This window comes from Pseudomonas sp. KCJK9058 (genome assembly GCF_046230975.1).
Taxonomy (GTDB): domain Bacteria; phylum Pseudomonadota; class Gammaproteobacteria; order Pseudomonadales; family Pseudomonadaceae; genus Aquipseudomonas; species Aquipseudomonas alloputida.
This window is the reverse complement of record NZ_JBJJLR010000062.1, coordinates 13825-28827: the sequence shown is the minus strand read 5'-3', so window position 1 is coordinate 28827 and position 15003 is coordinate 13825. Positions and strand designations below refer to the sequence as shown.

15 protein-coding genes are annotated in these 15003 nt (G+C 64.3%); 7 read left to right on the top strand and 8 right to left on the bottom strand.

Annotated elements, in window-relative coordinates:
- Positions 1-121 precede the first annotated feature (121 nt).
- Positions 122-1012, bottom strand: coding sequence for a LysR family transcriptional regulator (locus ACK59Z_RS23485; RefSeq protein WP_019752083.1), 891 nt, complete (start codon positions 1010-1012; stop codon positions 122-124).
- Between the two features lie 102 nt (positions 1013-1114).
- On the opposite strand from ACK59Z_RS23485, the gene ACK59Z_RS23480 reads away from it, so the two are divergent.
- The 6 genes from ACK59Z_RS23480 to ACK59Z_RS23455 all read left to right on the top strand — a co-directional run bounded on the left by ACK59Z_RS23480 (position 1115) and on the right by ACK59Z_RS23455 (position 6570).
- A complete protein-coding gene (locus ACK59Z_RS23480; RefSeq protein ID WP_003248898.1) occupies positions 1115-2194 on the top strand; it encodes an extracellular solute-binding protein in 1080 nt (359 codons plus the stop codon).
- 25 nt (positions 2195-2219) lie between these two features.
- The gene (speB, locus tag ACK59Z_RS23475) at positions 2220-3185 is read left to right on the top strand and encodes an agmatinase (protein ID WP_004576768.1); all 966 of its coding nucleotides are present in this window, start codon (positions 2220-2222) and stop codon (positions 3183-3185) included.
- Positions 3186-3340: 155 nt separating this feature from the next.
- On the top strand, positions 3341-3658 hold the full coding sequence (locus ACK59Z_RS23470; RefSeq protein WP_003248902.1) for a hypothetical protein: 318 nt from the start codon (positions 3341-3343) through the stop codon (positions 3656-3658).
- A gap of 22 nt (positions 3659-3680) precedes the next feature.
- Positions 3681-4826, top strand: coding sequence for a PQQ-dependent sugar dehydrogenase (locus tag ACK59Z_RS23465; RefSeq protein WP_100774148.1), 1146 nt, complete (start codon positions 3681-3683; stop codon positions 4824-4826).
- 42 nt (positions 4827-4868) lie between these two features.
- Positions 4869-5975 (top strand): cell division protein ZapE, encoded by a 1107-nt coding sequence (gene zapE, locus ACK59Z_RS23460; RefSeq protein ID WP_409293741.1) that lies wholly within the window; start codon positions 4869-4871, stop codon positions 5973-5975.
- Positions 5976-5988: 13 nt separating this feature from the next.
- A complete protein-coding gene (locus tag ACK59Z_RS23455; protein WP_004576772.1) occupies positions 5989-6570 on the top strand; it encodes a DinB family protein in 582 nt (193 codons plus the stop codon).
- 73 nt (positions 6571-6643) lie between these two features.
- On the opposite strand, the gene ACK59Z_RS23450 is transcribed toward ACK59Z_RS23455, so the two are convergent.
- The 6 genes from ACK59Z_RS23450 to yegQ form a co-directional block, all read right to left on the bottom strand.
- Positions 6644-7642, bottom strand: a complete 999-nt coding sequence (locus tag ACK59Z_RS23450) for an alpha/beta fold hydrolase (RefSeq protein ID WP_012053114.1) — start codon at positions 7640-7642, stop codon at positions 6644-6646.
- A gap of 75 nt (positions 7643-7717) precedes the next feature.
- Entirely contained in the window at positions 7718-8155 is a 438-nt protein-coding gene (locus tag ACK59Z_RS23445) for a YqaA family protein (RefSeq protein WP_010953185.1), read from the bottom strand.
- Positions 8155-8583 (bottom strand): DUF411 domain-containing protein, encoded by a 429-nt coding sequence (locus ACK59Z_RS23440; protein ID WP_003248913.1) that lies wholly within the window; start codon positions 8581-8583, stop codon positions 8155-8157. Before ACK59Z_RS23440 ends, ACK59Z_RS23445 begins: the two co-directional genes overlap by 1 nt.
- 14 nt (positions 8584-8597) lie before the next feature.
- Positions 8598-9482, bottom strand: coding sequence for a copper resistance protein B (locus ACK59Z_RS23435; RefSeq protein ID WP_064491218.1), 885 nt, complete (start codon positions 9480-9482; stop codon positions 8598-8600).
- Positions 9475-11172, bottom strand: coding sequence for a copper resistance system multicopper oxidase (locus tag ACK59Z_RS23430; protein WP_392502355.1), 1698 nt, complete (start codon positions 11170-11172; stop codon positions 9475-9477). The genes ACK59Z_RS23435 and ACK59Z_RS23430 overlap by 8 nt, the downstream gene beginning before the upstream one ends.
- 81 nt (positions 11173-11253) lie before the next feature.
- Positions 11254-12588 carry a tRNA 5-hydroxyuridine modification protein YegQ gene (gene yegQ / locus ACK59Z_RS23425; protein ID WP_108190961.1) on the bottom strand — a complete coding sequence of 445 codons (1335 nt, stop codon included), beginning with the start codon at positions 12586-12588 and terminating at the stop codon, positions 11254-11256.
- A 133-nt stretch (positions 12589-12721) separates the two neighbouring features.
- On the opposite strand from yegQ, the gene ACK59Z_RS23420 reads away from it, so the two are divergent.
- Positions 12722-13786, top strand: coding sequence for an AI-2E family transporter (locus tag ACK59Z_RS23420; protein WP_004576775.1), 1065 nt, complete (start codon positions 12722-12724; stop codon positions 13784-13786).
- 379 nt (positions 13787-14165) lie between these two features.
- Here the strand turns inward: ACK59Z_RS23420 and phnX are convergent, their stop codons facing one another.
- A complete protein-coding gene (gene phnX, locus ACK59Z_RS23415; protein ID WP_108190959.1) occupies positions 14166-14993 on the bottom strand; it encodes a phosphonoacetaldehyde hydrolase in 828 nt (275 codons plus the stop codon).
- Between the last annotated feature and the right edge of the window lie 10 nt (positions 14994-15003).

Sequence of the window (15003 nt, the reverse complement as noted above, 5' to 3'; positions counted from 1 at the left end):
CTCAATCCGGCGTAGGAGCGGGTTTACCCGCGAATACGGTGGCGGCGTCAACGGTGAACGCCTGGTGGAAATTGGCCAGCAGGGCCGGCCCCTTCGCGGGTAAACCCGCGAAGGGGCCGGTTCAGGCAAACGCCGCCAGCAAATCCTGCGCAAATACATGGGCTGCCTCTCCAACCCCCTGTGCCCGGTGCCGGGCCAAGGTGAACGGCACCCCAAAATCAAGCTCAGGGTCCAGCGCCCATAACAGCCCCTCGGCCTCCCAGGCCTGTGCACAGTGGCATGGCAAGTAGCCAATATGCCGCCCAGACAGAATGAACGTCAGCACGCTTTCGATCTGCTCCGCCACTGCCGTGCTGCGTCTGCTCTGGAATGGCTCGCCCCCTTTGAGAAAACGGTACGGATGGCGCACCTGGTCCATGTCCAGCAACCGCTCAAGCCCAACATCCGTCTCGCCATACAGCACATGCCCCTTGCCGCAATACAGCCGCTGGCGCTCCGCGAACAAGGGCTGGTAATCAAAGGCCGCCTGGTTGCCGGAAAAGTAGCTGATGGCATAGTCCAGCCGCTGCTCCAGCAACAGCCGTTCCAGCTCCGCCGGCGGTGCACTGACAAGCTCCAGTTGCACCGATTCCTCTCGCCTGCGAAATGCCGCAATGGCCGCCGCCAGTTTCAGGCTCACCGCCTTGTCCTGATTTTCCGCCATGCCTATGCGCACAGTTCCCAGCAGCCGCCCGGCAACGCCGTTGGCCTGCTGGCGAAACTGCTCGATGTTCAGCAGCAGCCCACGCGCCGCCTCCAATAGCAATTCACCTTTTTCCGTCAGGCGAAAACCACCCTTGCCGCGGCTGCACAGGCGGTAACCCAAGCGTGCCTCCAGTTGCGCCATGCGCTGGCTGATGGTGGGCTGGCTCAGGCCCAGCACGCCTTGAGCGGCGCTGAAGCCACCCGCCTCGACTACAGTGACGAACAGCCGCAGCAGGTGCAGGTCGGGGTCGTGCACTTGTCCGAGCATTACATTGCTCCTGATGAATGTCAGCTTTGCAAACTTGCCATTGGTGCAATGTAACCCGGCTGGCATGCTCGCGGCATCCACCCATTTACCGAGGTGTCCGCCATGCGTCGATCGTTGTGCCTTTTGTCTCTGGTTCTGGCCCTGCCGCTGCAGGCCGAAGAAAAGGTCGTCAATCTCTACAGCTGGGCCGATTACGTCGCCCCGCAAACCCTGCAGCGCTTCGAACAGGAAACGGGCTACAAGGTGCGTTACGACACCTTTGACACCCCCGAGGTGCTGGAAACCAAGCTGTTGACCGGTGGTAGCGGCTACGACGTGGTGGTGCCGTCATCCACCGTGCTGGCCCGGGCGCTCAAGGCCAATGCCCTGCAACCGCTGGACGCTCAGGCCATGCCTGGCTATGGCAACCTCGACAAGGACCTGCTGGGCAAACTGGCCGAGGTTGACCCCGGCAACCGCCATGCTGTGCCGTACACCTGGGGCACGCTGGGCCTGGGGGTAAATGTGGAGGCAGTACGCCAGCGCCTTGGCGATGTACCGCTGGACAGCCTCGACCTGTTGTTCAAGCCCGAGTACGCCACCCGCCTGAAGGGTTGCGGCATCGCTTTGCCTGACTCGCCCCAGGAGGTGATCGGCGTAGCCCTGAACTACCTGGGCAAGGACCCTTACAGCCAGGACAAGGATGACCTGGCTGCCGCGCAGAACCTGCTCAGCCAGTTGCAGCCGTCGGTCAGCTACGTTGCCAACGGCCGGCAGATCAACGACCTGGCCAATGGCAGCGTGTGCCTGGCGTTGACCTACAACGGTGATGCCGCGATGGCCGCCGACCAGGCCCGCCGTGCCGGCAAGCCGTTCGAGGTGATCTACCGCATCCCCCGCGAAGGCACGCTGGTATGGCAGGACAACCTGGTCATCCCCAAGGACGCCCCGCACCCCGAGGCCGCACGGGCGTTCATCGCCTTCATGCTCAAGCCAGAGTCGGTGGCAGCGCTGACCAACACGCTGTTCTTCGCCAATGCCAACCAGGCTGCCACGCCGCTGGTGGACGAAGCGGTGCGCAACGACCCGGATATCTATCCGTCGGCCGAGGTGCGTCAGCGCCTGTATGCCGACCGCAGCATGGCCTTGGCCGACCTGCGCCAACGCAACCGTCTGTGGACCGCCTTCCGCAGCCGGCAGTAGCCCATGACAATCAAGGAGCCCGACCGTGGACCAAGCCGCAAGCAATGACCAGGCCATGACCCGCGATAGCCTGTATGGTACCGCCGCAGAAAGCACCTACGCCGGTGTTGTCAGTTTTTCCCGCCGCCGCTACAGCCGCGACTTGCGCGGTGTGGATGTGGTGGTCAGCGGAGTGCCGTTCGACACGGCCACCAGTAACCGCCCCGGCGCGCGCTTCGGCCCGCGGGCGATCCGTGCTGCCTCGGTCCAGCAGGCCTGGGCCCGCCACTGGCCGTGGGCGTTCGACCCGTTCGACCACCTGGCGGTCATCGACTATGGCGACTGCCCCTTCGACAGCGGCACGCCGCAGTCGGTACCGGACAGCATCGAGGCCCATGCCGAGCACATTCTGCAGGCGGGTTGCGCCATGCTGACCCTTGGTGGCGACCACTTCATCAGCTACCCGCTGCTCAAGGCTCACGCCCGCCGCCATGGCCCGCTGGCGCTGATCCATTTCGATGCGCACAGTGACACCTGGCCGGACGAGGCGGGCAAGCGCATCGACCACGGCACCATGTTCTGGCATGCCGCCCGCGAAGGCCTGGTTGACCCGGCCCACTCGGTGCAGATTGGCCTGCGCACGACCAATGACGACAGCCAGGGCTTTGCCATTCTCGACGCCAGGCAGGTGCACCGCCAGGGCACAGAGGCGGTGATTGCAGCGATTCGCCAGCGGGTGGGCGAGCGGCCGGTGTACCTGACCTTCGACATCGACTGCCTCGACCCGGCCTACGCGCCCGGTACCGGAACCCCGGTGTGTGGCGGGCTGAGCACGGTGCAGGCGCTGGAGATTCTGGGTGGGCTGCGTGGCATCAACCTGGTAGGCATGGACTTGGTGGAAGTGGCGCCAGCCTATGACCATGCCGATATCACCGCATTGGCCGGGGCAACCCTGGCCATGGAGATGCTGTGCCTGTATGCGGCGCGGCACAAGGTGGATAACGGCCAGTAGAAGGTTGCGGCCATTGGAGGGCGAAGCAGCCCTCCGCGGCCCATACTGAAACATCAGGAATCAACTCCACCCGCATTCACACTTTTGCCGCGAACCCCTCGCGCCTTAGGCTATCAAACCCACCAGGCGCGGCATTTTCGTACAGGAGGTGAAGCATGACCCCGACATTGCCCATCCTGGCCCTCGGCCTGGCGCTATGCCTGCCCGCGCACGCAGCTGCGCAGCAGCCCGTGCAACATGCTGCCGGCAACAGCAACCCTTACAACAGCCCGATCCAGCGGGCCAACCCCAACAGCCGTCAAGGCAGCATGCCGGCTGCGCCACCGGTACGTGGCCCGTCCACCGACCCGTACCAGCGCCCACCCACCCTGGACAACCGCGGCATCGGTAACGGCGACAACCTGCGCCGTCAGCAGCAAACCCCGAACCTGGAACCCACCCGGCCACCGCGCGACAACCCTCGTGCGCCTTAAGCCCACTTGAAAGGAATCCGGCATGCTTCGAGCACCCTGGCTAGTCACCCTGACCGCCGCCGCGCTGCTGCCACTGTGGGCGCATGCGGCGGCCGAACAGCGGTTTCCCAGCGAAGAAGGCACCTTGATCGTCGACACGCTTGCCGATGGCCTGCGCAACCCCTGGGCCCTGGCCTTCCTGCCCGGTGGCAAGGACATGCTGGTGACCGAGCGCGCCGGCAACCTGCGGCTGGTCAATGCCGAAGGCAAGGTCGGCCCGCCGATCAGCGGTGTACCCAAGGTCTGGGCCGAAGGCCAGGGCGGCTTGCTGGATGTGGCACTGTCACCGGAGTTCGGCAAGGACCGCACCGTTTACCTGTCCTACGCCGAGGAGGGCAGTGACGGCAAGGCCGGTACTGCGGTCGGCCGCGGGCAGCTGTCCGAGGACCGCGCCCGGCTGGAGCATTTCACCGTGATCTTCCGCCAGCTGCCCAAGCTGTCGGTGGGTAACCACTTCGGCTCGCGGCTGGTGTTCGACCGCAACGGCTACCTGTTCATCGCCCTGGGCGAGAACAACCAACGCCCCACTGCCCAGGACCTGGACAAGTTGCAAGGCAAGGTCGTGCGTATTCTGCCGGACGGCGAAGTGCCCAAAGACAACCCCTTCGTCGGCAAGGACAACGTGCGCCCGGAGATCTGGTCGTACGGCCACCGTAATCAGCAAGGCGCCGCGCTCAACCCCTGGACCGGCCAGTTGTGGACCCACGAACACGGCCCGCGCGGAGGGGATGAAATCAACATTCCAAAGCCTGGCAAGAACTATGGTTGGCCGATTGCGACCCACGGCATCAACTACTCGCTGCTGCCCATCCCCGAGGCCAAGGGCGAGCATGTAGACGGCATGGTCGACCCGCACCATGTATGGGAAAAGTCACCGGGTATCAGCGGTATGGCGTTCTACGACAGCCCAACGTTCAAGGCCTGGGACCACAATCTGTTCATAGGGGCGCTGGCCACGCAGGAATTGATCCGCTTGCAACTGGAGGGCGACAAGGTGGTGCACGAAGAGCGGTTGCTCGGTGACCTGAAGGCGCGTATCCGTGATGTGCGGGTGGGGCCAGATGGTTACCTGTATGTACTGACCGATGACAAGGACGGCGCGCTACTCAAGGTCGGCCTGGCCGACTGACGCGCGCCTGCACCGAGGGTGACAGTCGGGTAGAATGCGGCCATGGCCATCGACCCCCAAACCCTCTACCAGCAAGCCCTGAGCACTCGGGGCTACGTCGCTGACCCCGCCCAGGCCCGCGTCGTCGAGGCCTTGCAAGCCTGCTTCCAGTCCCTCGAGCAGGGCCGCCCCACCCAGGGCCTCTACCTCTGGGGCCCGGTCGGGCGCGGCAAGACCTGGCTGATGGACCAGTTCCACCAGTGTCTGCGCATGCCGAGCCGGCGCCAGCACTTTCATCACTTCATGGCCTGGGTGCATCAACGCCTGTTTCAGCTCAACGGCACCGCCGACCCGCTATTGGCCCTGGCGGCGGAGCTGGCGCGGCAAATCCGTGTGCTGTGCTTTGATGAACTGTTCGTCAACGACATCGGTGATGCGATCATCCTCGGCCGCCTGTTCCAGGTATTGTTCGATCAGGGCGTGGTGATTGTTGCCACTTCCAACCAGCCACCCGAGCAGCTCTACCGCGATGGTTTCAACCGCGAGCGGTTCCTGCCGGCCATCGCCGCCATTGGTCGTCACATGCAGGTCCTGCCGGTAGCGGGCGAGCAGGATCACCGCCTGCACCCCGGTGAAGCGCGGCAGCGCTATTGGGTAGCCGAGGTAGGGCAGGCCAGCCAGTTGGCCGACGTGTTCCGCCAGCTCAGCCCCAAAGACGCCGGCACGGATCAGCCCTTGGTTATTGGCTCAAGGCACATTCACGTCGTGCGGCGCAGTGAGCAGGCTATCTGGTGTCGTTTCACGGATCTGTGCGATCAACCCTTGGCGGCCATGGAGTTCATGGCCTTGTGCGACCGTTTTCCCTCGATTCTGGTCTCCGGCATTCCGGCGCTGGGCGGGGAACAGCGGGCGGGGCGTATTGCCCGAGGCACCGAAGATGGCGCGGCGAGGGTCGTGGCGGGTGACCGTGAATTGCCGGCGCTGTCGCCCAAGGACGATGCGGTTCGCCGCTTCATTGCCCTGGTCGACGAATGCTATGACCGTCGGGTGGCGTTGTACCTGGAGGCACAGGTGCCGCTCGATGCCCTCTACACTCAAGGGTATCTGGCGTTCCCGTACCAGCGCACCCTGAGCCGGCTACGGGAGATGCAACTGCAACGCTTCGCCTGAAAAGGAGCCGACCATGCAGCCGTTATCGCATCATCTGCTGACCCAGGCCTATAACAATGGCTGGGCCAACCACCGCCTGTACAAGGCCTGCCTGCAACTGACCCAGGACGAGTTCGTCGCCCCGCGTTGCAGCTTCTTCCCGTCGATCAAGGCCACCCTCAACCACTTGCTGACGGTGGATTGGTTTTACCTGCATATGCTCGAGTGCGAGCAGCGCGGCGAGCAGCCCGATGCCGACGGCGAACGCTTTTTCGACCCGGAGCAGCCGTTTGCCACCTGTACCGATCTGCATGCCGAGCAGGCCCAGGCTGACCACCGTTTGATCGCCTACTGCCGGGGGCTGAGTGATGGCGACCTAGGCCGCTATGTGAGCGTCGTGCGGCCCGATCGGGTGCAGCGCGAGCAGCGGCTGCGGTTGCTGGCGCATCTGTTCGAACATCAGGTGCATCACCGTGGGCAGGTGCACGCAATGCTCAGTGATACAGCGGTCAGGCCACCACAGCTGGATGAGTTTTTCTGCGAAGAAGAGGCTGAGTTGCGGGCGGGCGACTTTGCCGAGCTGGGCTGGACGGAAGCGCAGGTCTGGAACGTGTAAAGGAACCCTGTGGCAGCAGCGGGCGTGCGCAAAATCCCAAAGCCTGCTGCTCCCACAGGGGCCAATCATTGGCTCACTTGCCCAGCCATTCGACCAGGGTGCGATTGAACCGCACCGGTTCCTCGATTTGCGGCGCGTGCCCCATGCCTTCGAACGTGATCAGCTCACCTTTGGGTATCAGCTTGGCCACCTGCGGCCCCAGCTCTGCATAGTTGCCCAGCTTGGCCTTTACCTCCGGCGGCGCGATATCGCTGCCGATGGCCGTGGTGTCCTGGTCGCCGATCAGCAGCAGGGTCGGCATCTGCAGGTGCTTGAACTCGTGGTACACCGGCTGGGTGAAGATCATGTCGTAGATCAGCGCCGAGTTCCACGCCACCGCTTCATGCCCCGGCCCTTTGTTCAAGCCCACCAGCATCTGCACCCAGCGTTCATATTCAGGCTTCCAGCGCCCGGCGTAATAGGTCTTGCGCTCATATGCACGTACGCCTTCGGCATCCAGCTTGAGTTCGCGGGCATACCACTGGTCCACGGTGCGGTAGGGCACCCCCAGCGCTTTCCAGTCTTCCAGGCCGATCGGGTTGACCATTGCCAGGCGTTCCACCTGCTGGGGGTACATCAGTGCATAGCGGGTGGCCAGCATGCCGCCGGTGGAGTGGCCGAGCACAATAGTTTGTTTCACACCCAGCTGTTCGAGCAGGGCATGGGTGTTGTCGGCCAGTTGTTGAAAGCTGTACTGGTAATGCGCCGGTTTGCTTGATGTACAGAAGCCGACCTGGTCGGGCGCGATGACCCGGTAGCCGGCCTTGCTCAAGGCGTCGATGGTGGTTTCCCAGGTGGCGGCGCAGAAGTTCTTGCCGTGCATCAGCACCACGTTGTGGCCGTTGGCCTGGCCTTGGGCGGGCACGTCCATGTAGCCCATCTGCAGGGCCTGGCCCTGGGACTTGAAGTCGAAATGCTTGAGGGGGTGCGGGTAGCTGAAACCTTCGAGCTGGGGGCCGTAGGTAGGCGACTCGGCAGCGATGGCCGAACTGCTGGCAAGGCAGGCCAGGGCGAGGGCGGTTGCGCGCAGCATGGGGGCACTCCGTGTAGGGCCAGGTTGAATGGGGCGACTCTAACAGGCAGTGGACCACGCGAAACCTGAAAGGTGTTACCAGGCGTGAAACCAGCCCAGGGTGATCATGGCAAGCACTGCATAGCGGCCAGCCTTGGCCAGGGTCACCAGCAACAGGAAGCGCCAGAACGGCTCACGCATGATCCCGGCGATCAGCGTAAGCGGGTCACCGATCACCGGCATCCAGCTGAGCAGCAGCGACCATTGCCCCCAGCGTTGGTAGCGCTGTTGCGCACGCGCCAGCTGGGCAGCGCTGAAAGGGAACCAGCGTTTGTCGCGCAGGTGCTCGATGGCCCGGCCCAGCAGCCAGTTGACCACCGAGCCGAGCACGTTGCCCAGGGTGGCTACCAGCAGCAGGGTCGCCCATGCCTCGGGCTGGCGCAGCAACAGACCGACCAGCACGGCCTCTGATTGCAGCGGCAGCAGGGTGGCGGCACCAAAGGCACTGAGAAACAGCGCCCCCAGGCTGAGCATCAGTAGTTGGCGACCACGGTGTCCTGGCCATCCTGGGTCACCCCGATGACCTGGTAGGCATCCTTGTGGTCACCCATCTCCATGCCGGGCGAGCCCATGGGCATGCCCGGCACCGCCAGGCCCTTGAGGTCGTTGCGCTTGGCCAGCAGGCGCACCTGCTCGGCCGGCACGTGGCCTTCGACGAACTTGCCGTCGATCACCCCGGTGTGGCAAGACGCTAGGCGTGGCGCCACGCCGAGGCGTTGCTTGACGGCGCTCATGTTTGGCTCGACGTGGTCGTTGACGGTAAAACCGTTGTCACGCAGGTGGCTGATCCAGGCCTTGCAGCAGCCGCAGTTGGGGTCGCGGTAGACGTCGATGGTCTCGGCGGCCTGGGCCAGGCCGGTGACGGCCAGCAGGCTCAGGGTCAGCAGGTGTTTGCGCAGCATGGTGAAGCACTCCTTTAAAAACGCAGGCGGATACCGGCGAGCAGGCGGGTCTGGCCCAGATCTTCGCCGTCTTCTCGGGCCTGGTTGGCACGCGAGCCGTGCAGGCGGTTGAAACTGAGCCCGACGTAGGGGGCGAAGCCGCGCGTGATCTCGTAGCGCAGGCGCAGGCCCACCTCGCTGTCGGCCAGCCCCGCGCCTTGCTCGCGGCCGGCGTCGTTGCGCCCGTAGAGGTTGGCCTCCAGGGTCGGCTCCAGTATCCAGCGGTTGGTCAGCAGCATAGCGTAAGCGGCTTCCAGGCGCAGCGCGGTCTGTTGCCGCTCGCCTGCATAGGCGGTGGCTTGCAGCTCCAGGCCGTACAACGGTGTGCCCTGGATGCCGAAGGCGGCCCAGGTTTGGCCACTGGCAGGCTTGAAGTCCTGGCGTACACCGGCCACCAGTTCCCACCACGGGCTCACGGCATGGCCCCACAGCGCCTGCAGCTCGGCCTTGTGGGTCTTGCCCTGTTCGCGTTCGCCTTCGGTGCGCAGCCACAAGCGGTCGATATCGCCGCCGACCCAGGCGGTGGCGTTCCAGTTCAGGGCACTGCTGCTCTCGAAGTTCTGGTATTCGAGCTTGTCCACGATCACTGCCCAGTTCAGCGCCCGGTCATGCGCCTGGTGCCCTGGCAATGGCGGGAAGGCGGCGCGGCGGTCGGCGTCGGTGATGACAGGCAGGGGCGTGCGAGGCTGGCTGAGGGAAGGCTGGTCATGGCCCATGCTTTCATGGTCCATGGGCATGGCCTGATGGCCCATCTGGCCGTGGTTCGTGTGTTCGGAACCCGCGGCCATCGCCCGTTCACTGGCCAGCAAGGTCAGCAGCGCCACGCCTGCCACGATGCTGCGGTTGCGGGTGTCATTCATCGACGCGTACCTCGCGGAGCATGCCGGTCTCCATGTGGTAGAGCAAGTGGCAGTGGTAGGCCCAGCGGCCCAGCGCGTCGGCAGTCACCCGGTAGGAGCGTCGGCTGCCGGGCGGGATATCGACGGTGTGCTTGCGCACCAGGAACTGGCCATGCTCGTCTTCCAGGTCGCTCCACATGCCATGCAGGTGGATGGGGTGGGTCATCATGGTGTCGTTGACCAGGGTGATGCGCACGCGCTCACCGTAGGTCAGCCGCAGCGGTTCGGCGTCGCTGAACTTGATGCCGTCGAACGACCAGGCGAAGCGCTCCATATGGCCGGTCAGGTGCAGTTCAATGTCACGCGATGGCGGGCGGCCATCCGGGTCGGGGTATGGGCTGCGCAGGTCGGCGTAGGTCAGCACGCGGCGACCATTGTCACGCAGGCCTATGCCAGGATCGGCAAGGTTTGGACGCGGTGCCATGGTCTGCATGTCCACCAGCGGGTTGCCGGTTTCACTGACCGGGTGTTGCTGCATGGCCGACATGGCGGCGTGGCCCATGCCGGCCATGCTGCCGTGGTTCATGCCCGCCATGGCATCCATACCGCCGTGGCCCATGTCCTCCATGCTCAGCACTGGGCGTGGGTCGGGGGCAGGCACCGGTGCCTGCAGCCCGGCCGCACGGGCCAGGGTGCCGCGGGCGAAGCCGGTGCGGTCCATGCTCTGGGCGAACAGGGTGTAGGCGGGTTGGTCACCCACGGTCACCAGCACGTCGTAGGTCTCTGCCACGGCAATGCGCAGTTCATCCACGCTCACAGGGGTCACCGGCAAGCCGTCGGCGGCGATCACCGTCAGCTTCAGCCCGGGGATGCGGAAGTCGAAGTAGGTCATGGCTGAGGCATTGATCAGCCGCAGGCGCACGGTTTCGCCTGGCTGGAACAGGCAGGTGAAGTTGCCTTGTGGTGGTTGGCCGTTGAGCAGGTAGGTGTAGGTGGCGGCGCTGATATCGGCGAGGTCGGTTGGGCTCATGCGCATGCGCGCCCAGGCCGTGCGTTCGGCGACGGTGGGGCTCCAGCCGTTTTCGGCCACGTCATCGATGAAGTCGCCAACCGTGCGCTTGTGGAAGTTGTACGCGTCGGACTGTGTCTTCAGCGTCGCCATCAGTTGTTCCGGCGCCTGGTCTGACCAGTCGCTCAATAGCAGCACATGATCACGCTGGTAGCGGTGCGTTTCGGGCTCGCGTGGCTCGATCACGATTGCCCCGTATACCCCAGCTTGCTCCTGCAGCCCCGAATGGCTGTGGTACCAGTAGGTACCGCTCTGGCGCAGGGTGAACTGGTACAGGTAGTCGCCGCCGGGCTCGATGCCAGCGAAGCTCAGGCCAGGCACGCCATCCATGTTGGCCGGCAGGATGATGCCGTGCCAGTGGATCGAGGTGTCCTGCGCCAGTCGGTTGCGCACGCGCAACGTCACGGTGTCACCTTCGCGCCAGCGCAGCAGTGGGCCGGGCAGGCTGTTGTTGACGGTCAGTGCGGTACGCGGCCGGCCTGTGATGTTGACCGGGGTCTGGCCAATGAACAGCTCGAAATGCTGGCCGGCCAGATCTCGGCCTTCGGCGGCCTGGGCCAGCGGGCGCCACAGCCCCAGGCCCGCCAGCGTGCTGGCGGCGCCCAGGCCTTTGACAAACGTACGGCGGGAGGGGTTGCGCAACATGGCGTGGCCTCATGCGGAAGAGCCACGATGTTCGCTGCCGCCTGCTGTCAGGTAGCTGAGGTGCACATTACAGTGTTGTCAGCTTGCTGCTTCGTCGATGCGCAGGTCGCGCATCAGCAGGCCGTAGTCGAGGGCAACCTGTTCCGGGATCGGCAGATACACCACATGGCCATCGCCCGGTGCGACCTCGATGGCGTGCTGCTGGCGGTTGCACAGGCGGTGCAGGTCGAAGTGGTAGTTACCGCGCGGGGTCATCAGTTCCAGATGGTCGCCCACGGCGAAGCGGTTCTTCACCTTGACCTCGGCCAGGCCGTCGACGCGCACGCCAGTCAGTTCGCCTACGAATTGCTGGCGCTCGGAGACCGAGTTGCCGCGCTGGTAGTTCTGGTACTCGTCGTGCACGTGGCGGCGCAGGAAACCTTCGGTGTAACCGCGTTGCGCCAGGGATTCGAGGTTGCCCATCAGGGCGCGGTCGAATGGTCGCCCGGCCACCGCGTCGTCGATCGCCTGGCGATACGACTGTACCGCGCGGGCACAGTAGAAGTGCGATTTGGTGCGGCCCTCGATCTTCAGCGAATGCACGCCCATCAAGGCCAGGCGCTCGACGTGCTGAATGGCGCGCAGGTCCTTGGCGTTCATGATGTAGGTGCCGTGCTCATCCTCGAACGCCGGCATTTCAGTGCCGGGGCGGTTGCTTTCCTGCAGCAGGAACACTTGGTCGGTGGGCGCACCCAGGCCCAGGGTGGGCTGCACTTGGCGCACGATGTCACCGGTGGCGTTCTCGGTGGCCGGCGTGGCGTCGTACTTCCAGCGGCAGGCATTGGTGCAGCTACCCTGGTTGGCGTCACGCTTGTTGAGGTAGCCCGAAAGCAGGCAACGGCCGGAATAGGCCATGCACAGGGCGCCGTGCACGAACACTTCCAGTTCCATGCCCGGCACCTGCTGGCGGATTTCCTCGATTTCGTCCAGCGACAGCTCCCGCGACAGGATCACCCGGCTCAGGCCAAGTTGCTGCCAGAACTGCACGCTGGCCCAGTTGACGGTGTTGGCCTGCACCGACAGGTGCACCGGCATCTGTGGGAAGTGCTGGCGCACCAGCATGATCAGGCCGGGGTCGGACATGATCAGCGCGTCCGGCGCCATCTCGATCACGGGTGCTAGGTCCTTGAGGAAGGTCTTGAGCTTGGCATTGTGCGGGGCGATGTTGACCACCACGTAGAAGCGCTTGCCCAAGGCGTGCGCCTCCTCGATCCCCAGTGCCAGGTTGGCGTGATCGAACGCGTTGTTGCGCACCCGCAAGCTGTAACGCGGCTGGCCGGCGTAGACCGCATCGGCGCCGTAGGCAAACGCGTAGCGCATGGTCTTGAGGGTGCCGGCGGGGGCCAGCAGTTCGGGCTTGGCAGTAGGGTTCATGTGCGCACCGGGGCAAAAAGGCGGGGATGCTAGGGTCGATGGACAAGGTGCGTATTGATTTGCGTCAAGTGAGCACGGCACTTTTGTCCAGGCGCGGTGCACTAATCACTCATAAGCCATTTGAGGAACTGCGATGAACGAAACCGCGCTACAGAACAAGGCCCTGGCAGTACTCTTGGCGTTGGTGACCATTGCCTTCTTCTGGATTCTTCTGCCGTATTACGGCGCAATCTTCTGGGCGGTGATTCTCGGCATTTTGTTCGCCCCGCTGCAGCGTCACTTGCTGATCCGCTGCGGTCGGCGGCGTAACCTTGCCGCGGCCACGTCTACGCTGGTGTGCCTGCTTGTGGCGATCCTGCCGGTGATCATCACCAGCGCCCTGCTGGTTCAAGAGGGCGCCACGCTGTACCAGCGCATCGAAAGCGGGCAACTGGACATCGCCGGTTACGTCGAGCGCGGCAAGGACATGCTCCCGGCATTCGCCCAGCGTGGCCTGGACAATATGGGCATGGGTAACCTCGACGGGTTGCGTGACAAGATCGCCAAGTGGGCAACCCAGGGTAGCCAGGTATTGGCCAGCCAGGCGTTCAGCTTTGGGCAGGGCACATTCGAGTTCCTGATCAGTTTTGGCATCATGATGTACTTGCTGTTCTTTTTCCTGCGTGATGGTCCGGAAGTCGCGCGCCGGGTGCGGATGGCCGTCCCGCTGCCCGAGCACCAGAAGCGTCGTTTGCAGTTGAAGTTCAATCGTGTGGTGAGGGCGACGGTGAAGGGCAACGTGCTGGTGGCCATTACCCAAGGTGCGTTGGGAGGCTTTATTTTCTGGGTGCTGGATATCCCGAGTGCGTTGGTGTGGGCGGTGCTGATGGCGTTTCTGTCGCTGCTGCCGGCGGTGGGCGCGGGCATTATCTGGGCGCCGGTGGCGGCGTATTTCCTGCTGACCGGGGCGATACTGCCAGGGGTGGTGCTTACCGCGTTCGGGGTGCTGGTGATCGGCCTGGTGGATAATGTGTTGCGGCCAATCCTGGTGGGCAAGGATACGCGCATGCCGGATTACCTGATCCTGGTGTCGACCCTTGGCGGGCTGGCGGTGTTCGGCCTAAACGGCTTCGTGATCGGTCCGTTGATCGCGGCGCTGTTCGTCTCCAGCTGGGCGATCTTTGCCGCGACCAAACCGCGGGTGCAATTGCCACAATAACGTTCTAGCTCAGGTTTGTCGGCCGTAGGAGCGGGTTTACCCGCGAAAGGGCCGGGCCTGCTGGCCAATTTCCACCCGCCGTTCACCGTTGCCGCCGCTACCGTATTCGCGGGTAAACCCGCTCCTACGCCGGATCGGGGGTGGACACAGGTCGGTGGTTGGGCACAGGCCGCGTGTAGGAGCGGGTTCACCCGCGAAAGGGCCGGGCCTGCTGGCCAATTACCACCCGCCGTTCACCGTTGCCGCCGCTACCGTATTCGCGGGTAAACCCGCTCCTACGCCGGATCGAGGGTGGACTCAGGTCGGTGATTGGGCGCAGGCCGCCGTAGGCGCGGCCTTGTGTCGCGCAAGGGCCGCTACCACTGCGAAACCGCAAGGGTCAGAAGGCTTGCGGCATCTCGCCCTTGGCCAGGCGCCGGTTGATGTCGGCAATCACTTCGGGCAGGTCGTTGATGGTGTCGATCAGGTAGTGTGGGCGGGAGCCGGCAAACAGTGCATGGATGCGCTGGCGCTCGCTTTCCAGTTTCTCGGCACTCAACGCCCGGAAGCCTTCCCAGGTCAGGCCCAAGGCATTGCCCGAGCAGACCAGCGCCACGGTCCACATGCCGGCACGGCGGCCTTCAAGAATGCCTGGCACGGTGTCGTCCACCTTCACGCAGGCCGCTACATCGTCAATCCCCAGCGCAATCACGTTGGCCAAGGCCTGGGCCGGCCATGGACGGCCGTTCGGGGTTTCGTCGGTGGCCACGACATGGTCGGCTACGTAGCCGTTCTGCGCCGCCAGTTCCACCACCTTGTCCATCACCACTTTCGGGTAACCCGAGCACGAGCCGATCTTCAGGCCGTCCTGGCGTAGACCGGTGAGGGTGTCCAGCGCACCGGGGATCAGTGCCGAGTGCACGGCAATCTTCTCGATCTGCAGCGGCATGAAGCGGTTGTAGATGGCGGTGACGTCATCATCGGTCGGGGTACGGCCGAACACCTTGTGGTAGCGCTCGGCAATTTCCGGTACGTCGCACAGGGTGCGGATATGGTCCCATTTGCCCATGCCCATCGGGCCTCGGGCTTCTTCGATGGACACCTGCACGTCGAACTCGGCAAAGGCCTCGACAAAGATCTGGGTGGGGGCGAATGAGCCGAAATCGACCACGGTGCCAGCCCAGTCGAGGATGGCGGCTTGCAGTTGGGTGGGGTTGTTGTAGTTCATGTGCGCGAAT

Excerpts from the sequence above, each read along its gene's own strand:
- phnX (WP_108190959.1), bottom strand. The coding sequence starts at position 14,993 with ATGAACTACAACAACCCCACCCAACTGCAAGCCGCCATCCTCGACTGG.
- ACK59Z_RS23480 (WP_003248898.1), top strand. The coding sequence starts at position 1,115 with ATGCGTCGATCGTTGTGCCTTTTGTCTCTGGTTCTGGCCCTGCCGCTG.
- ACK59Z_RS23435 (WP_064491218.1), bottom strand. The coding sequence starts at position 9,482 with ATGAATGACACCCGCAACCGCAGCATCGTGGCAGGCGTGGCGCTGCTG.
- ACK59Z_RS23455 (WP_004576772.1), top strand. The coding sequence starts at position 5,989 with ATGCAGCCGTTATCGCATCATCTGCTGACCCAGGCCTATAACAATGGC.
- ACK59Z_RS23450 (WP_012053114.1), bottom strand. The coding sequence starts at position 7,642 with ATGCTGCGCGCAACCGCCCTCGCCCTGGCCTGCCTTGCCAGCAGTTCG.
- ACK59Z_RS23465 (WP_100774148.1), top strand. The coding sequence starts at position 3,681 with ATGCTTCGAGCACCCTGGCTAGTCACCCTGACCGCCGCCGCGCTGCTG.
- zapE (WP_409293741.1), top strand. The coding sequence starts at position 4,869 with ATGGCCATCGACCCCCAAACCCTCTACCAGCAAGCCCTGAGCACTCGG.
- ACK59Z_RS23485 (WP_019752083.1), bottom strand. The coding sequence starts at position 1,012 with ATGCTCGGACAAGTGCACGACCCCGACCTGCACCTGCTGCGGCTGTTC.
- ACK59Z_RS23470 (WP_003248902.1), top strand. The coding sequence starts at position 3,341 with ATGACCCCGACATTGCCCATCCTGGCCCTCGGCCTGGCGCTATGCCTG.
- ACK59Z_RS23440 (WP_003248913.1), bottom strand. The coding sequence starts at position 8,583 with ATGCTGCGCAAACACCTGCTGACCCTGAGCCTGCTGGCCGTCACCGGC.
- ACK59Z_RS23445 (WP_010953185.1), bottom strand. The coding sequence starts at position 8,155 with ATGCTCAGCCTGGGGGCGCTGTTTCTCAGTGCCTTTGGTGCCGCCACC.
- yegQ (WP_108190961.1), bottom strand. The coding sequence starts at position 12,588 with ATGAACCCTACTGCCAAGCCCGAACTGCTGGCCCCCGCCGGCACCCTC.
- ACK59Z_RS23420 (WP_004576775.1), top strand. The coding sequence starts at position 12,722 with ATGAACGAAACCGCGCTACAGAACAAGGCCCTGGCAGTACTCTTGGCG.